This is a genomic window from Acidovorax sp. ACV02 (genome assembly GCF_014851475.1).
Lineage (GTDB): Bacteria > Pseudomonadota > Gammaproteobacteria > Burkholderiales > Burkholderiaceae_C > Acidovorax > Acidovorax delafieldii.
The window spans coordinates 47,846-64,290 of the sequence record NZ_JACUZU010000005.1; the positions used below are offsets into that span (position 1 = coordinate 47,846).

Below are 16,445 nucleotides of genomic sequence, written 5' to 3' on the forward strand. Positions count from 1 at the left end.
CATGCCACCCAATCCACAAACGCCCAGCCTCGAAGCTATCGAGGAGAAGGTGAACAGCGTCATCAATGCCGCCATGAGTCGCGCCATCAGCGAGCGCGACAGACTGGTTCAGTCGTACCAGGGTGCGATCAAGTCTGCCGATGCCCTGTCGGAGCGCGTGAAAGGCGTCGAGCGTCGTATTGATGACCTGGAGCGCAACGCAGCCAACGTAGAGGCGGGCTCTCTGCAATTCGTAGCCGAGCTGAAAGAAGAAGTTGGTGCCCTGCGCTCCATTCTCGCCAAGGTGAACGACCAGGACGCGCAGCAGTTTGTGGATTTGGTGGGCAAGCCCGTGCGCATCGTTGGCGGCAAGCAAGACATGGTGGCAGCCGGGCTGGATGACGATGGCCTCATGGTCTGTGTGTACGAGCGCTTCATGGAGCATTCCTACTCGGAAATCATCACCGTCGCGGTACCGCCCGCCGTGCTGACACTCGTTTCGGGCAAGAAGGAAGTAACGCCCGCTGCGAAGACCGCCCGCAAGGCTGGGAGCGCAAAGTGATGGGCCCCGAACTGCGTCTGAGCATTGACGTGACAGTGACCGGTAGCACCGAGGGGGCGCACGTCGCTCCATTCGTCAATGACGCGCTGCAGGAGCTGGTCAACCGCATGGACTTCCGCGCAGGGACCATTCAGCCAGGCCGCGCAATCTGCCACGTGCGTGACCACAACGATGTGCAGGTCACTGTGGATGTGTACCCGCTGCGCATCTGTGGTCGCCGCCCGGCATAGGGCGCAGCGATCCGGCGCCGTGGCTTGACCATGAGGCCCTACCCGCAACGGTCAGGGTTTCGCCGCAGCCACGGCACCATCACAGGAGTTCCAGCTATGTCCCGCACTTCTCGCCTTTTCGCCATCGCCGCCATTGCCTGCGTAGCCGCAGCCGGTGCCTTCGTTTCGGCTGCCGTTGCCTCTCGCGACTACGTGGTGGCCGCCGTGCACCGCGCCTGGGACTTCGTGCTCGATGGCTTCCGCATGAGTGTGGAAGTGCAGCGGGCAAGCCCGAGCCAGGACAAGCCGCGCGTGAAGCTGGTGGCGGCCAAGGCCTTCATCATGCGCATGGCCAAACGCGAGCGCCCAAACGTGACCCCGCTGTGGCGTATGTGCCCGTCCACATAAGCGCCCACCGCGAACCCCAGAAAGCCGCCCACTGAGGCGGCTTTTTTGCGCCTACCCAGCATAGGGCAGAGGGTTTTTGCCACACCTGGGAATACTTGTTCCAAGCCCCCCGCTGTGAAGCGCCGGGCGAAACCGCACCGCTGTGAAGCGGCGCATATCCCGCAGCAGGAGAGCGGAAAGCCGGGGCGATGGCCCTGGCCAACCCTCGACCGCATGCCCAGTCAGGCCCAGCCGGATAGCTGGGATGGAGCACGCAGCAAATGGCACTCACACCTGCCGAACTTCTTGAAAAGGCCCTCAGCGGCGAGTCGTTGGATGACGATGGCGCTGGCGAAGGTACGACCACCACCACGACCACCCAGGAAGACCCCAAGGACAACAACGCCGAAGGCGCAGCGGATGCTGCCAAGACCGGCGCGGCTGACCAGGGCAAGGCCACGGGCGGCGCTGGTACCACCGAAGACGACGAGCCCAAGGGCGCGCCGATTGCCAGCAAGTCTGGCGCTTACACCATTCCCTACGAGAAGTTGGAGCAGTCACGCGAGCGCGTGAAGTCTCTGGAAGGTGAAAACGAGTCCCTGCGCGCACAGCTGGCTGAGCTGAACGCCAAGCAGCAGGCGAACCTGGAACAGGCCGAGGACAAAGCCCAAGCCCGAGCGGATGCCGGGAAGGCGCAGACCCAGGCCGACCAGAACCTTGAAGCCGCGAAGACCGCCATGGGGCAGGGTGTGGATGCATCCCTGTTCGGTGACTTCTCGGAGGAAGGCATCGCCAAGGGCATCGCCGCCCTGATGGGGCGCACCCGCGAGGAGCTGCGTGAGGAACTTCGCGCCGAGCTGCGCGAAGAAGCCGCCCGCGAGTTGAAGCCTATCAAGGACCGCGAGGCCAAGGAGGTCAAGGACGAGCACTACGGCGCGATCTACGAAAAGCATCCCGATGCCAACGAGATCGTGCAGTCGGTTGAGTTCAAGGCCTGGGTCAACGGCTTGCCGGGCTTCCAGCGCGGCGCCGTGGATGCGGTGCTCCACCCGGAAACGGGCGGCACTGCTGCGCAAGTTATCGAAGTTTTTGACACGTTCAAGGCGCAGACCGGTATGGCCGCAGCGCCTGCCGCTCAGGACAAGGGCAAGGCACCGGAGGTGCAACGCCGCGTCCCCAACTCGCTGTCGGAGATCGCGGGTGAGCAGCACCAGGACATCGCCCAACAGGTTCTGGCTTCGGCCGGTACCAACCCCAATGCGCTCCTGGAGCGCATGCAAGACATGTCGCCCGAGCAGATCGAGCGCGTGATGAACGCCGTTTAGTTTTTGAAACCGGGCCGCTCGTGATGAGCCGCCCCCGTCCCATTGAAGGAGGTCACTATGACCATGAACAGCCACGTACCGGCCGGTTCCGATAAGGCGCAGTTTGTCCAGTCTGCCGGCATGTTTGCCCTGGCCGAAAACCGCCTGTCGCGCCTTGGCCAACTCTCCGGTCCTCTGCCCAAGGGCGAGGGCAAGGTCGCGGAAATGATCCGCAAGCAGTCCAGCTCCGATTTCCCCATCGTGAAGTGCATGGATTTGTCTCGCGGCATGGGTGACGAGGTGGAATTCCACTTCGTTCAGCCGTCGAAGCGCCGCCCCATCATGGGCTCGCGCATGGCCGAGGGTAAGGGCAAGGGCTTCGCGTACGACAAGGCCCGCACCCGCGTTGACCAGGCGCGTATCCCCGTGAAGCTGGGCGACACCATGACGAACCTGCGTTCGGCTGTGGACTTCACCAAGCTGGCACGCCCAGTGGCGCAGGCCGATGCCAACGCCTACCTCGACCAGTCGATCCTGACCCACTTGGCCGGTGCTCGTGGTTTCCACGACAACATCGAGTGGCGCCTGCCCACCGAGGAAGATCCCGAGTTCGCTGAGCTGCTGGTGAACCCGGTCAAGGTTCCCACCAAGAACCGCCACTACATGGCGGACGGCACCAACGGCGTCAAGGCCTTCACCGTGAACGCTGGCGAGGCATCGCTGGCAACCACTGACGACCTGAACATGACCGTGGTGGACGCGATCCGCACGCTCATCGAGTCCATTGCGATGCCACCTCCCGCCGTGAAGATTCCCGGCGACGTGGCTGCCGAGGATGAGCCTCTGCGCGCTCTGCTGCTGTCCCCAGCGCAGTACCACGCCTTCTCGCAGGACGATGCTTTCCGCAAGTTCCAGGTGGCGGCCCTCAACCGCGCATCGAACGCGAAGCGTCACCCCCTGTTCCTGGGCGAGGCTGGTCTGTGGAACGGCATTCTGCTGCTCAAGCAGCCCAAGCCGGTGCGCTTCTATGCGGGCAACACCATCCGCTACGCCAACAGCTTCACCTCGGAAGCTGAAAGCTCGTGCGTGGTGCCTGCGTCGTTCACCAACACCCACGCGGTGGACCGCGCGATCCTGCTGGGCGGTCAGTCGCTGATGCAAGCCTTCGCGGCCTCTGGCCTGTCGGGCATGCCGTTCTTCTGGAACGAAGAAACCTTCGACCACAAGGACAAGCGCGAACTGATGATCGGCGTGATCCAGGGCCTGCAGAAGGTGCGCTTTGCGGTGGACCAGGGCGACGGTACCAAGCACTGGACCGACATCGGCCCTATGGCCATCGACACCGTGGTGAAGCTCATCCCGGGCGAACGCTGATAGGCCACGCGGGGCGCCACGTGCGCCCCGCCCCCATCCCCCTCAATTCAAGAACGGAGGCCACCCATGGCAACCATCAAAGTCAAGAGCGTCGGCTACGGCGTACACCTGGGCAATACGCCCTGGGGCAATCTCACGGCGCTGCGCTATGTCGTCAAAACCGGCGCTACTGGCGCCGTCATCAACTCCGACTCCACTGCGGCCATTGCTGCCAATGACATCGTGAACCTGGGCCATCTGCCCTCCGGTTTCCGTTTCATTGACAGCCAGGTCACTGTGGTGACGGGCATGAAGGCCACTGCCACCGGCGACTTGGGCTTTGCCTACAAGGACGGAGTGGATGACGCCGCTGTGCCGCAGGACGCGGACTACTTCGGCGCCGGCCTGGCTATCGCCACCGCAGCCCGTCTGCGCAATGCGACCACCAACCCCAGCATCGTCCTGCCGAAGGATGCCAATCTGCTGCTGACCGTCAAGACGGTGGGCAACGACAAGGCTTCGGAAATCGAAGTCGTGATCTACGGCATTGCCGAAGGCGTGAAGTAAGGAACGGCGGGCCGGGAAACCGGCCTGTCTCCTTTTCTGGAGGCTCCAATGAAATTTGAGTTGATCCGCTACGAGGGCACATCCCCGTACACCGACCGTACCCCCATGCGTAACGCTTGGGAGCCGGGCGAGGAAAAGCTGGTGTCCGAGGTGGATGCCAAGTTGCTGATGCGCTACCTGGAGTTCAAGCGCGTGCCCGCTGTCGCCAAGAAGGCCGCCAAGGCTGAGAAGTCCGACAAGGCGGGCACGGAGCCGACCTCTAAGACCGATGACAGCAAGGACGACAACGCTGCTGCACTGGCCCAGGCCCAAAAGGCAACCACCGAGCAGCTGCTGCGCGAGAAGCAGGCCAGCGAGCAGATCGAGGCGACGCTGCTGGAGGTGTCGCACATGACCAAGAACGCCTTGTCGGACTTCGCCAAGGCGAACTACGGCGTGAAGCTGGACATGAAGGACAAGGCCGATGACCTGCGCAACCAGGTCACAGCGCTGGTGCAGGGCGGGCTCAACTGATGACGCTGGCCGATTTGATCCGCCGCTTCCGCGTTCTGGCGGAAGACAAAGTGAAGCCGTACCTGTGGTCTGACGAAGACATCACGGACTGGCTGAACGATGCCCAGGCCCAAGCCGCCGTGCGTGGCCGCCTGCTGGTGGAGGATGCAAACCCGGCCATTTGTGAGGTGGCGGTCGTAGCTGGCCGCCATACCTACAAGCTGCACCCCACGGTGTACGAGCTGGTGCGTACCGGCTTCCGTCCCGCCGCTGCAGGTGGGCGCCCTTGCAAGTTCTCGCTCAAGTCGCGGGAGTGGCTGGACGCCAACTACCCGGAGTGGCGCGATGCTGACGACTGGCAGTACACCCGGGATGAGCAGCGCTACCTGGTGCAAAACGACACTTCGGTGCGCATCGTGCCGGTGCCAGGTGAGGACGGCACGCTGACCATTGAGGCCTACCGCCTTCCTCTCAAGAAGCTGACCGCCGACAACGATACCGCTTCCCCCGAGATCCATGCCGCGCACCACGAGCACCTGATTCAGTGGGCTCTGCACCGGGCTTTCAGCGTACCCGATTCCGAGGTGTACGACCCAGTGCGCGCGGAGAAGGCCGAGCGCGCGTTCACCGCGTACTTTGGCCCGATGCCGGACAGCGACATGCGCCGCGTCACTCGTGAGGATGTCCCGCACCACAACGAGGCGATTCTGCCGTGAGCCCTGCGCGCGGCTGACTGACACATCTATCCATTATTTCCATCGGAGGAAGCACCATGGCCAACGACGTTTACACCAAGGGGAAGAACCGCATCCTCACGGCCCAAATCAATTTCGCAACTGATCCCTTCAAGGTTGCTCTGGTCGGCATTGGTTACGCCCCATCTTTGGATGTGCACGAGTTCCTTTCGGACCTGGGCGCCAACACTATCGGCACCAACCAGACGCTTGCAAACAAAGTGGTGGCCAATGGCACCTTCGATGCAGATGACCCTGTGTGGGCCTCCATCGCTGCGGGCAGCACCGCCAAGGCACTGGTGATCTACAAAGACACCGGCGTGGCGGGCACGTCGCCCCTCATCTTCTACATCGATGAGGTGACGGGCTTCCCGCTGTCCACCAACGGCGGCGACATTTCGCCCCAGTTTGACAACGGCCCGTTGAAGATCTACTCGCTTTAAGAGGGCGGCCATGCCCTTGACCCCGACCACCTGGGACGCCAGCGGCGCAGGCCCGAATGCCGCTATCTCAGGCGGTGGGCTGATCTACTCGACCTCCAACTACTACGCCAACGGTGTTCGCACCGTGGCGGGTAGGGATGATGGGCTGTTCTATTGGCAATACACGCTCGACCTGTTCCCCTCGGGCTCCACATTGAAGATCGGCGTAGATGCCGATTCGGCCTCCGAGTCGGGCCTGTTTTGGTCCGGCAGTGTCAGCACCCTCGATGAGGGGGATGTGCTGGGCTTTGCTTTTGATGTGGCTGCCGGCACCCTGGTAGTGACTCGCAATGGCACGGTGTGGAAAACGCTGACCAGCGTGGCCCGCGACCCGGGCCTGCCGCCAGCTTGGGGGCCGTGCATCGCTCAGGTGGACGCATCCGGTCCGGTGCAGATCACTGCCAATTTTGGCGGATCGGCCTTTGTGGGCACGGTTCCCGCAGGCTATGAAGCGGGCTTCGGATCGTCTGACCCGGTGCTGCTGGTGACGGGCTTCAAGAGCGCGGCCCTGGGCACGCCGACCATTGACTATCCGCCCATCATTTCAGGGTTCAAGTCGGCCAGCTTTGGCAGCCCGCGCCTGGTGCAAAAGGGCGATGTGTCTGGGCTGCAGGCCGCATCAGCATTTGGCCGCGTGGTGCTGCGCACCAACCAGGGCGCCAATGTGCGGGGATTCAAGACTGGCCGCTTCGGCTGGATCTCGGTCCCCGGTGGCGTGACCGGACCCACCAACCAGGCGGGCTATGTGGCGGGCATTCGTGGCAGTGCTTTTGGCGCTGTGGCTGTGTCGGCCGTGGTAGAGCCCGAAGTCACAGGCCTGCGCAGTGGCTCGTTTGGCCCCGTGCGGGTTGCGCAGATCCTGCCAGTGCAGGGACTGCAGGCGGGCGCCTTTGGTGTTGTCGGCCTGGCGATGGCGGGCGCCGTCAAGCCCGTGCACCGTGGTGCCGTGGGGCGGCCTACCGCCGTCCTGATCCAGCCCGTAGCGGGGTTCTCTGGCGGTGCATTGGGCAAGCCACGGGCCTTTGCCAGCTCATCGCACGAGGTCAGCGGGTTTGGTGGTGGTCAGCTGGGCGCTGTGACTGGGCGCTGGACCTATCGCGCATTTCCTGTCGTCGGGCGCGGCCGCTTTGGCCGCATTGTTCTGGGGAGCCTTCCATGCTGACGCTGGAGAAGTTTTCGGGCATCAACAACGTGGTGCCGCAGGAGCGGCTGGACACCACGGATCTGACCGTGGCCACGAACGTGGACATTGGGCTCACGGGCGAGGTGTGGCGGCGCGGCGGGTATTCAGTGGCGACCGATGGGTGCCACAAGAACGTGCATGAAGGCGTGGGCTTCAAGCTGGCCACCGCAGAAGGCGCTTTGGTGGGCATCGCGCCCGATAGCGCGAAGACTGTCCTGCACCCAGCCCTGGGCGGTGCGCGGGTCTGGTACTGCAATTTTCCCGATGGGCGCACGGCGTTCTCCAACGGCCTGGTCCGCGGACTCACCGATGGCAAGGTGGCGACCGAGTGGGGTGTGCCAGAGCCTGACAGGGCAGGGGCCGCATCGCCCGTGGCCGGCGCATTGCACCCCGGCGAGTATCGCTACGTCCTTACCTATGTGCGCCTGCTCGATGGCCTCGAAGGCGCTGGCCTGTGGAGCGCGCCGGTGCAATTGCCCGATGGAGGCATCCTGTTGATGAACCTGCCCCAGCGGGAGGGCTACAAGATCAACGTGTACCTCACCGGAGCCAATGGAACATCCGCGCACCTGGCGGGCAGCACGCTGACCAACAGTTTCAGCTACCTGGGCGCCAATGATGCGCTCGTGACCCCATATGCCACGGACGGGCTGGTGCCTGCCCCTGCGGGCATCTGTCTGGCTTTCTGGCGCGGTCGGGCCCTCATTGCGGTGGGCAAGGTGCTCTATGCCTCGCGCCCGCACCAGTGGGAACTGTTCGACCCTCGCAAGGACTTCAAGCAGTTCAGCTCCGACATCACCCTGGTGGAGCCCGTCAAGAGCGGGATCTACGTGGGGACAGGCACCGAGCTGGCATTCCTGGGCGGTGTGGACTTCGACTCTCTGGCCTATGACAAGGTCATGGACGGGCGTGTGGTTCTGGGCTCTGGTGTTTCGGTGAGCGGCGATCAGGTCAAGGCGGGTGACGGTACCGGGGCTGGCCGGGCCATGATGTGCATTGCTGGCGGCGAGATCGTGGCCGGGTTCGATGGCGGCACGCTCTCGCACCTGAGCGCCAACCGGTACACCACCGACGTGCGCGAGGTGTCCGCCACCTTCCGCAAGGTCAACGGCATCCCGCAGTACATCGCGGTGGCCCAGCAATGAGCCAGCTCACGCCCAACAACTGGATGACGCTGGAGGGCGCGCCCGTGACCGGCGCCACCCCGCCGCGCCTGATCGTGGTTGAGGGCCTGATGACCGACCGACAGCATGCGCTGGTGATCCATGAGTACACCACCTTCTGCCTGCGCAAGACGACTTCCATTTGTGAGCACTTGACCGAGAACCGTGTGCTTGCGGACGGTACGCGCGTGTTCATGGAGTCCATTCAGGGCAAGGACCGGGTGATGGTGTGGCCTGCCGCAACGGTGGCCGGTGGTGGGAAGGCCTTCATTGCCGTCCCGGCCTATGTGAACCTGGGGTTTGCGCCGATCTTTGATCGCCTCGTCATCGACCTGAGCGGTGATGAAAAGCCGCCGTACCCAGAAGAGCCAGAGTTTGACCTCCCCTTTCCGGTGCAGCAGTTCGCGCCCATCGTGCGCGTACGGTTCAGCCAGGAATACGGGGCGGTGGTGTCTTTCCCCGAGGCGCCGGGCAGCTTCTTTCGGAACATCACCTATCGCTCCACCATCACCGCAGGCGGCGAAGAGACCTATGCGCTGGATGGCTCCCTCACCTGGACCAGCTCCATCCTGTTCGACCTGGTGAATGCGCCGCTCGTGCCCATGGCGTTGCCAGACCCTGAGAACCCGGACAAGTTCTACAGCGCGGAATACAACAACGCAGGCGCCAACCCGGACGACTTCACACCAGGGGAAAACCTTGGGCCTTATTCCAACGTCTATTTCTTCATCCGCACGGGGTCGAACGCATTTTCTGGCGCAACGCAGTACAAGGATTTCGTGCCCGGCGGAGCGACCGGGATTGCCGTGTCGGTGAATGCCGCGCTGTGGACTGAATACCAGTCGCAGGAGGCCGCCGCCGCCGCGCTGAATGCAATCTACGAGGCGGCCTACTTGGCTGCTGTGGAGGCATGGGGCATCGCGCACGAAGAGTGGCTGGCTACCACCTACCAGGCGTGGCTGGATGCCTGCCAGGCCATTGACGATATGTACCCACCTCTGGGCCCGTACCCGGGCATGGCCGAGCTGCGTGCCGAGCAGCGGGCAATCCAGCTGACTGCGTTGCGCAATTGGCTGGACGGTGGCGTGCAGAGCAGCCCGCACCTGGCTGCGCGCATGCTGGAGTTCCCATGGAACATTGCTACCAAGCCCGCAAGCACCTTGCCTGCCCTGGGCGAGGTGACGGCATCGGGCCCGAACGGCGATGACATCGACCGGTATCTCGATTTCACGGTGACGGGCGCTGATCGCCAGGCGATAGTGCCTGACCCGATCACCGACAACCCGATTGATGAAGCCCAGTTTGGGCACGATGCACCGCATCCCTTGGGGCGCGATTTCGCCATGCCGAAGTGCCTGTTCGGCTGGGTGGCGAACGGCACCTATCAGCGGTTTGCCGCCTATCGCGCGTTCCACAACGCAGAGCCGCCCGAGGTGCGCCCCCACGATCTGAGCACGATGGCGTTTGACGTGCGCTCGCAATATGACCAGTTCCTGGCTACGGGCGTGGTGCGCGCCACCACCAACGACTCCCGGGTGAACTCTGATGGGTATGTGCCGCCTGGCACGCGGCTCACTGTGGTGCACCTGGAATACGAGGTTTTCGATCTGTTCACGGGGCTGTGGATCTGGACGCCGTGCTTTGACATCCGCCGCTTCGATTCGCTATGGATCGCCAGCCTGGGCCGGTACACCATGCCGCCCGCGCCTGTGCCGCCCGATGGTGCCGACCGGCCGCGCCGTGTGCGCGTGCGCAAGGTGCAGACGCTGCGGCGCAAGCCTGACATGACCTGGAGCGTCCCCGAGCTGGTGGACCCCAAGAAGCTCAAGGACGAGGGGGTATGGGACAAGGAAGTGTTGGCGGGCACGGGCAACAACCCGTTCGCCGTGGTCATTTTCGAGGGCCTGCCGCCAACCGCTTTCCCCATCGCCAATGGCGTCCTGTCGCCGCCGCTGTGGAGTGGCGACCTCAAGATCATCCGCGAGCTGCTGGCGCAGGAGTGGGATGGCAGTCTCAACATTCCGCCGCTGGTTGCCCACGCGCTGGACATCACCAAGAAGGTTTGAACCATGACCACCATCGTCATGAACACCCTCACCGGCGCGGTGAGTGAATACGACTGGGATTTCCAGTCCATCACGCCGACCCACGCCGGTTCTGCGGTGGCGCTCTACGCCCTCGGCGGCGATACAGACGCCGGGCAACCCATTGACGCCACGATCACCACGCCCAAGCGGGTGTGGGGCGAAACCACCAAGAGCCTGATGTCGGGCGTCTATTTCGCCATGCAGAGCGCGGGTAACGGGGTGCTGCAGGTGCACACACCCAGCGATACCTATTCCTACCCGGTGCAGTCCCTGCCAGATGGCGTTTCGCGTGGCGTGCCTGGGCGTGGCATCCGCGAGAACTACCTGGGGTTCTCCTACAAGAACGTGGCCGGTGCCTTCTTCCGCATCGACCGCATGGAGATCCCTTCCATCAAAACCAAATCCCGGAGGCTCTAAATGGCCAGCGCAGCAGAACTTGTCAACAACACCTTCGCCCTCGCCCAGGGCTATGCGCAGAGCGCGCAGCAGAGTTTGGTGTCGTTCTCGGATCGCCTGAAAAACGCGATCTACACCCCGCCCACCCTGAGCGTCACATGGACAACGCTGGGGGCGCCCACGCTCGCGGCCATGCCCACAGCGCCGACGATGCCCACCATCAATTTTGATCCGGGCATTCTGGGCAACGCGCCGAGCCTGTTCAACGAGGCCGCGCCGAACTTGGCGATCTCCGACTTCGCGGATGTGGCGCCGGACCTGAGCCTGCCCACGGCCCCGGCCATCAGCTACGGAGACATCCCGGCCGTGCCCTCTATCGGGGCAGTGGCTGTCCCCGATGCACCGACCGTGAGCATGCCTGCCGTGCCCACCTACGTGAGCATCAATGCCGTGCCCTTCGGCGGTATTGACCTGCACGACGAATGGCTCGACAGCCTGGGCGACCGGCCTACGCTGGAACTGGCCGCGCCCACTCCGTATTCCTACGCGCGCGGTCCTGAGTACGCCTCCGAGCTGCTGAACAAGCTGAAATCGGTGCTTGATACCCGCATGAGCGGTGGCACCGGCTTGGACCCCGCGGTGGAGCAGGCCATCTGGGACCGTGCGCGCGGGCGCGAGACGCAGATTGCCCTTGCTAACCAGGCCGAGGTGATGCGCACCAGCGAATCCTTCGGTTTCTCCCTGCCTACGGGTGTGCTGGCGGCCCAGCTGCGCGATGCCCAGCGGGACTACTACGACAAGCTCTCCGGTCTGTCCCGCGACATTGCCATCAAGCAGGCGGACCTGGAGCAGGAAAACCTGAAATCCGCCATCGCGGCCGGTATGCAGCTTGAGCAGCAGCTGATTACGTACTCCTACCAGATGGAGCAGTTGTCTTTCGAGGCCTCCAAGGCCCTGGCCGACAACGCCATCCAGATCCACAACGCGGCCATTGAGCAATTCAAGGGGCTGCTGCAGGGCTACCAGACCTACGCCAGCGTCTACAAGACCATCATCGACGGCCAGTTGGCCAAGGTGGAGGTGTTCAAGGCGCAGCTGCAGGGTGAGCTGGCCAAGGCCGAGATCAACAAGGTACTGGTGGAGCAGTACAAGGCCCAGATCGAGGCCGGCATGTCGCAGGTCAAGATTTACGAGGCCCAGGTCGGTGCCGCGAAGACCCTGGTGGAGTTGGAACAGGCCAAGATCGGCGCGGCGGGCGAGCAGATCCGTGCCTACGTGGCCCAGGTCAACGCCGAAACCTCCAAGGTCGAAGCGTACAAGGCCAGCGTGCAGGCCGAGGCCACCAAGATCGACATTTGGAAGACCAAGGCGCAGGTGTACGGCATCCGGGTGGGGGCGCAGGCCGAGCACTCGCGCGCGCTGATCTCGCGCTACCAGGCCCTGATTTCTGCCAAGACGGGGGAGTGGGAAGGCTACCGGGCCCGCGTGCTGGCCGAAAGCACCCGCATCGAGGCGCTGGGCAAGCAGTCAGGCGCGCTGCTCGATGGCTTCCGTGCACAAACCCAGGCGCTCAGCGCGCAGGCCGAGCTGCAGACCAAGGTCTGGGAATCCAACATGAAGCAGTACGAGGCGGGCGTTCAGGTGGCGATGCAGGCCGCCAAGATCAACAACGACGCGGCCATCCAGACCAACAACGCGCGCCTCGATGCGGCCAAGGCCGGCACGCAGGTGTACGCACAGCTCACGTCGAGCGCCTACAGCATGATGCACGCGAATGCCGGCATCAGCGGCAGCGCGTCCATGGGGGTGAGTTACAGCTACAGCGGCGATGTGACCGGTACGGTACCGGCGATCTCTTCGCCGGGCTAAAGGAGCCAGGCACTTGTTTTCCAGCAACCGCAAACCCTGCATAGGGCTTTGCGGGCCCCTGGCTGGTGTCAACAATCCCGGCAGATGAATAAAGGAGTCCCCATGCGAGGCTTTCAACCCCAAAAATTTGCAGACGGCGGCTTGGTGCAAGGCCTCAAGCGTGCCTTTGGCATGGACGAAGAGCGCAACGCTCGCGTGGCCGCTTACCGCGCCCAAGCCGCGCAGGAAGCTGCCCAGAAGCAGCAGGCCGCTCCAGCACCGGCGCCCGCTCCGGCCGTGAGCGACTACATGGGCATGGGCGCAATGGCGCGCCGCGAGAAGGCTGCAGGTCTGAAAGATGGCGGTACGGTCAAGCCGCGCGGGTTCAAGGCGGGTGGCCTGATCCGTGGACCCGGCACTGGCACCAGTGATTCCATTGAAACCGCAAAGCGCCCTGGCACCTTCATCATGCCCGCTGATAGCACGCAGGCCATTGGCCCCGAAGCTCTGGAGGAGCTTGGCGAGGTGGGCGATAGCGCGATGGAAGAGCAGGGGGAATCGGTGCCCGTGCGCCTGAGCAATGGGGAATTCGAGCTGCCACCCGAACAGGTGCAGGCGCTGGGTGCGTCTGTGCTGACTGTGATGCGTGATGCTACGCACAAGCCGGTGCGCGGCTTCGCCCCCCAGGCACAGCCGGAAGAGCCACGCCAGTTCTTTGTGAATGGGGGCGAGGTGAAGCGTATGGCCGCAGGGTTCATGCCGGGCACGCGCTCGGTGTTCAACGAATCGGGCAAGGCCATCGGTGATCTGGTGGGCCAGGGCCGGTATGGCGCTGCTGCAGGCGAGACTGCCCGTGCAGCACTGGCCTACGGCCCCGCCGTGGTGGATGACGTGGTTGGTGGTGCATGGCGCGCCGCTGTGCCCGCCGTGGCTGATGCGGGAAAGCAGTTCCTGGGTATTGGGGATTCCGCACCCGCGCCATCAGCGCCAGCCCCTGGCACCACACCCAAGCCGGCTTCCCCGCCCATGCCATCGGCGTCTCCTGCACAGGTGCAGCCTGCTACTGCGGCCACAGCACCGGTAGGGGAGCCTACCGCCAAGCCCGCCGCACAGCCTCTCAGTACCGGCCCAATTACTGCGCAGAACAACGCGGCAGCGGAAGCGCTCTCTGCGCCCCGGGCGGTTGGCTTCGCGCCTGGCGGGGCCTCTACGGCGCCTACGGCCCAGGTGACGGCCCCTGTTGTCCGCAACTCCACCAATGACTGGGCTGCCCGCAACGCGATTCGCAGCGCGCAAGTGTCCGCCAGCTCGATCACGAACGATCCGTCGCGTATTGGCGCACGTGCCGCTGCGCTCAGCCCTGACAACCTGGCCTTTCAGGCAGCGCTCAAAAATGACCAGGCGCTGCAGCTGGCCCAGCCCGGCATGGACTTGGCCGCCATGCGCGAGAACTCTGCGCTCCAGCGAGAAGGCATGCAGCAGTCTGGTGCTGACCAGCGTTCGGCACGCGGCTTTCAGATCGACAACCGCCGAGCGGCCGTCGAGGAAAAGCGCGCCTCAACCGAGGCGGAGGCGCGTGGCTTTGACATTCGCCAGGGTTACCGCCAGGAAAAACTGAGCGAGCGTTACGACGCTGCAAAGACGCCCGAAGAAAAGGCGGCCATCGCGCAGCAGATCCGCGACCTGTCCGGCAAGCAGACGGAATCGCCATGGAAACTCCAGGTGACGCCGACCACGAAGAATGCTGATGGGTCCACTACCGAGGGTAGTGTGATGCGCTACAACACCCAAACGGGCGCAGTGGAGCGTGTGGATGCGGGGCAGGTTGGCGCCCAGCAGCCCTTGGACAAGAATCAGCAGGCGATTGCCGTCCGTGACAACCCGAATCTGAGCCGAGAGCAGAAGGTTGCAGCGCTGCGAAAGTTTGGGTATCAGGGCTGACGCTTGCACTCACCGAGGAACTCGGTGATCTGCGAGCAGGGCTTGCCTTCTTTGTCTGTGCCTGACGTCTGGGCGGATGATCCAGCGGGTTGCGCGATAGGTGCAGATCGCTGTTCTTGCTTCGGCCCTACACTGAGGACCAAAGTGAGCACGATGCCGACGAATGGCATGACCACCACAGCACGAGCGGCCCACCTCCAAATTGCAGGCCCGGTGTATCTCCCGGCTGAACGCCAGAGCCCGATATACCAGGCCAGCATGTAAGCAAACATCAGCAGTGCCCAGACTTGCTGCAGCTCAGGGCTGATCCCTCGAAGGCCTCCAAGGGCCATGCCAGCAGCAGCACCAGCCACAACGCCGTGCAGCCAGAACATTCTGGCGAGTGGTACCTCTCCTGCAATGAATGCGGCTACTGGGTTGTGTTGAGATGTCGCTGACATAGTGCTCTCCTCCTGGCGGAACTTTAGCAGTCGAGCATCCTGCGCTTTCATCCCTCTGTAAAATTTCAGCCTTAAAAAAGGAGGGGAGATGGCTGCTTCAGTGCCAATATTGCTACCTGAGTCTTTTGGTTCTGGCTCCATGTACTACGTCATCGGACAGGCGATGCGTGGCATGAACGCCCAGGTTTCGGAGCAAGTGGTAATCGATTTCTCTAGGCTCAAATTCATCGAGCCTATTGGTGTTGTAATTCTCAGCAACCTGATCGAATACCTCGCCAGAGCTGGTATCCCGACCGCTTTGGCAGGCGTCAATTTCAAGAGCACAGCTGCGGTTGCGTACCTGGATGACTCAGATTTTTTTAAGCGCTATATCGGTCGTCCATTGCGAGAGTGGGCCAAAGCAAGAGAGACTTGCCTCCCGTTAACAATGGTCTCAAATGCTCAAGCGGTTGGCTACTTGCACTCAACACTTGTGCCGTGGTTGGCTGTCAGCTTAAACACATCCGAGGCATCTCTGGCAACAGTCAGAATTTGTCTGGACGAGGTTTTTTCCAATATTAACTTCCACTCTGGCGTTGACTATGGCTGCCTCCATATTCAACATTTTCCGCAATCAAAAGAGGTGCAGATCGCGATCTCCGACTTTGGCGTGGGAATCCCATCTAACGTTCGAAAGGTTCGACCGGAATTGGTTGATTCTGTTGCTCTGGCATTGGCTTGTGAGGAAGGCTTCACAACCCAATCTAATGTGAAGAACAGAGGTGCTGGACTTGCAACTTTGATCCGCTACTTGACTCTCAAAGACAGGGGCAAGGTGTGGATTGTGTCTGGCGAAGCCAATCTGTCTGCGATCCATGACAATGCAGCCAAGAAGAGCAAGGTGACTTCCCGTACCGTCAAAGGGTTCTATCCGGGTACTTTAGTGCGGATCACACTGAAACAAGATAGCATTCGAGACTTGGAGTCTGATGTTCAAAGTGAGGAGTTTTCATGGTAATACGAATCCTCGACCACGTTGAGCACGCATCCTCCTATGAGGATGGCGATGCCATTTTTAAGCTGATCAGTGCGCCGATCAGCCGCGGCGAAGATGTTGTTGTGTCTTTCGATGGCATCCAGGCCGTTCCGTCTGCTTTCATCAACGCCTCTCTGGTGAGACTGGCTGAACTGACGACTGTTGGAGAGATTCGGGCGCACTTGAAGATCGCTCAGTCAACGCGTCAAATCAATGACCTAATTCGGAGTCGGTTTGATTTCCTAGCGAACATGGCTTCTTGAATCGCCTGCACAACATGCCCGAATGAGCCCGCCAAAGCGC

Annotated in this window: 18 protein-coding genes; 17 read left to right on the forward strand and 1 reads right to left on the reverse strand. The window is 62.7% G+C overall.

From position 1 onward, the window contains the following. Position 1: 1 nt before the first annotated feature. From IB236_RS13105 to IB236_RS13175, 15 genes are all read left to right on the forward strand, one after another. The gene (locus IB236_RS13105; RefSeq protein ID WP_192421114.1) at positions 2–541 is read left to right on the forward strand and encodes a hypothetical protein; all 540 of its coding nucleotides are present in this window, start codon (positions 2–4) and stop codon (positions 539–541) included. Next, positions 541–771, forward strand: coding sequence for a hypothetical protein (locus IB236_RS13110; protein ID WP_192421115.1), 231 nt, complete (start codon positions 541–543; stop codon positions 769–771). The genes IB236_RS13105 and IB236_RS13110 overlap by 1 nt, the downstream gene beginning before the upstream one ends. A gap of 96 nt (positions 772–867) precedes the next feature. Continuing rightward, a complete protein-coding gene (locus tag IB236_RS13115) occupies positions 868–1,158 on the forward strand; it encodes a hypothetical protein (protein WP_192421116.1) in 291 nt (96 codons plus the stop codon). A 260-nt stretch (positions 1,159–1,418) separates the two neighbouring features. Continuing rightward, a complete protein-coding gene (locus IB236_RS13120; RefSeq protein ID WP_192421117.1) occupies positions 1,419–2,462 on the forward strand; it encodes a hypothetical protein in 1,044 nt (347 codons plus the stop codon). A gap of 57 nt (positions 2,463–2,519) precedes the next feature. Continuing rightward, a complete protein-coding gene (locus IB236_RS13125) occupies positions 2,520–3,815 on the forward strand; it encodes a DUF4043 family protein (protein WP_192421118.1) in 1,296 nt (431 codons plus the stop codon). Positions 3,816–3,881: 66 nt separating this feature from the next. Next, positions 3,882–4,361 (forward strand): hypothetical protein, encoded by a 480-nt coding sequence (locus tag IB236_RS13130; RefSeq protein ID WP_192421119.1) that lies wholly within the window; start codon positions 3,882–3,884, stop codon positions 4,359–4,361. Between the two features lie 48 nt (positions 4,362–4,409). Continuing rightward, a complete protein-coding gene (locus IB236_RS13135) occupies positions 4,410–4,874 on the forward strand; it encodes a hypothetical protein (RefSeq protein WP_192421120.1) in 465 nt (154 codons plus the stop codon). Next, positions 4,874–5,569 carry a DUF6682 family protein gene (locus tag IB236_RS13140; protein ID WP_192421121.1) on the forward strand — a complete coding sequence of 232 codons (696 nt, stop codon included), beginning with the start codon at positions 4,874–4,876 and terminating at the stop codon, positions 5,567–5,569. Before IB236_RS13135 ends, IB236_RS13140 begins: the two co-directional genes overlap by 1 nt. 56 nt (positions 5,570–5,625) lie before the next feature. Then, positions 5,626–6,030, forward strand: coding sequence for a hypothetical protein (locus IB236_RS13145; RefSeq protein WP_192421122.1), 405 nt, complete (start codon positions 5,626–5,628; stop codon positions 6,028–6,030). A 10-nt stretch (positions 6,031–6,040) separates the two neighbouring features. Beyond that, a complete protein-coding gene (locus tag IB236_RS13150) occupies positions 6,041–7,231 on the forward strand; it encodes a hypothetical protein (protein WP_192421123.1) in 1,191 nt (396 codons plus the stop codon). Further along, complete coding sequence (locus IB236_RS13155; protein WP_192421124.1) at positions 7,225–8,397, forward strand: hypothetical protein; 1,173 nt, start codon at positions 7,225–7,227, stop codon at positions 8,395–8,397. Before IB236_RS13150 ends, IB236_RS13155 begins: the two co-directional genes overlap by 7 nt. Next, positions 8,394–10,481 (forward strand): DUF1311 domain-containing protein, encoded by a 2,088-nt coding sequence (locus IB236_RS13160; RefSeq protein ID WP_192421125.1) that lies wholly within the window; start codon positions 8,394–8,396, stop codon positions 10,479–10,481. The genes IB236_RS13155 and IB236_RS13160 overlap by 4 nt, the downstream gene beginning before the upstream one ends. Before the next feature lie 3 nt (positions 10,482–10,484). Continuing rightward, positions 10,485–10,919 carry a hypothetical protein gene (locus tag IB236_RS13165; protein WP_192421126.1) on the forward strand — a complete coding sequence of 145 codons (435 nt, stop codon included), beginning with the start codon at positions 10,485–10,487 and terminating at the stop codon, positions 10,917–10,919. Further along, a complete protein-coding gene (locus tag IB236_RS13170; RefSeq protein WP_192421127.1) occupies positions 10,920–12,767 on the forward strand; it encodes a hypothetical protein in 1,848 nt (615 codons plus the stop codon). Positions 12,768–12,869: 102 nt separating this feature from the next. Continuing rightward, entirely contained in the window at positions 12,870–14,687 is a 1,818-nt protein-coding gene (locus IB236_RS13175) for a hypothetical protein (RefSeq protein ID WP_192421128.1), read from the forward strand. Here the strand turns inward: IB236_RS13175 and IB236_RS13180 are convergent. After that, entirely contained in the window at positions 14,678–15,268 is a 591-nt protein-coding gene (locus IB236_RS13180) for a hypothetical protein (RefSeq protein WP_192421129.1), read from the reverse strand. The genes IB236_RS13175 and IB236_RS13180 overlap by 10 nt on opposite strands. Here IB236_RS13180 and IB236_RS13185 point away from each other — a divergent pair. Both IB236_RS13185 and IB236_RS13190 read left to right on the forward strand, forming a co-directional pair. Then, the gene (locus IB236_RS13185) at positions 15,267–16,124 is read left to right on the forward strand and encodes a histidine kinase (protein WP_192421130.1); all 858 of its coding nucleotides are present in this window, start codon (positions 15,267–15,269) and stop codon (positions 16,122–16,124) included. The genes IB236_RS13180 and IB236_RS13185 overlap by 2 nt on opposite strands. Beyond that, positions 16,118–16,405, forward strand: a complete 288-nt coding sequence (locus IB236_RS13190; RefSeq protein ID WP_192421131.1) for an STAS-like domain-containing protein — start codon at positions 16,118–16,120, stop codon at positions 16,403–16,405. The genes IB236_RS13185 and IB236_RS13190 overlap by 7 nt, the downstream gene beginning before the upstream one ends. Positions 16,406–16,445 lie beyond the last annotated feature (40 nt).

Coding starts and splice junctions, on each gene's coding strand:
- IB236_RS13150 (WP_192421123.1), top strand. CDS start 6,041: ATGCCCTTGACCCCGACCACCTGGGACGCCAGCGGCGCAGGCCCGAAT.
- IB236_RS13125 (WP_192421118.1), top strand. CDS start 2,520: ATGACCATGAACAGCCACGTACCGGCCGGTTCCGATAAGGCGCAGTTT.
- IB236_RS13115 (WP_192421116.1), top strand. CDS start 868: ATGTCCCGCACTTCTCGCCTTTTCGCCATCGCCGCCATTGCCTGCGTA.
- IB236_RS13185 (WP_192421130.1), top strand. CDS start 15,267: ATGTACTACGTCATCGGACAGGCGATGCGTGGCATGAACGCCCAGGTT.
- IB236_RS13145 (WP_192421122.1), top strand. CDS start 5,626: ATGGCCAACGACGTTTACACCAAGGGGAAGAACCGCATCCTCACGGCC.
- IB236_RS13130 (WP_192421119.1), top strand. CDS start 3,882: ATGGCAACCATCAAAGTCAAGAGCGTCGGCTACGGCGTACACCTGGGC.
- IB236_RS13140 (WP_192421121.1), top strand. CDS start 4,874: ATGACGCTGGCCGATTTGATCCGCCGCTTCCGCGTTCTGGCGGAAGAC.
- IB236_RS13160 (WP_192421125.1), top strand. CDS start 8,394: ATGAGCCAGCTCACGCCCAACAACTGGATGACGCTGGAGGGCGCGCCC.
- IB236_RS13105 (WP_192421114.1), top strand. CDS start 2: ATGCCACCCAATCCACAAACGCCCAGCCTCGAAGCTATCGAGGAGAAG.
- IB236_RS13155 (WP_192421124.1), top strand. CDS start 7,225: ATGCTGACGCTGGAGAAGTTTTCGGGCATCAACAACGTGGTGCCGCAG.
- IB236_RS13175 (WP_192421128.1), top strand. CDS start 12,870: ATGCGAGGCTTTCAACCCCAAAAATTTGCAGACGGCGGCTTGGTGCAA.
- IB236_RS13190 (WP_192421131.1), top strand. CDS start 16,118: ATGGTAATACGAATCCTCGACCACGTTGAGCACGCATCCTCCTATGAG.
- IB236_RS13110 (WP_192421115.1), top strand. CDS start 541: ATGGGCCCCGAACTGCGTCTGAGCATTGACGTGACAGTGACCGGTAGC.
- IB236_RS13170 (WP_192421127.1), top strand. CDS start 10,920: ATGGCCAGCGCAGCAGAACTTGTCAACAACACCTTCGCCCTCGCCCAG.
- IB236_RS13180 (WP_192421129.1), bottom strand. CDS start 15,268: ATGGAGCCAGAACCAAAAGACTCAGGTAGCAATATTGGCACTGAAGCA.
- IB236_RS13135 (WP_192421120.1), top strand. CDS start 4,410: ATGAAATTTGAGTTGATCCGCTACGAGGGCACATCCCCGTACACCGAC.
- IB236_RS13120 (WP_192421117.1), top strand. CDS start 1,419: ATGGCACTCACACCTGCCGAACTTCTTGAAAAGGCCCTCAGCGGCGAG.
- IB236_RS13165 (WP_192421126.1), top strand. CDS start 10,485: ATGACCACCATCGTCATGAACACCCTCACCGGCGCGGTGAGTGAATAC.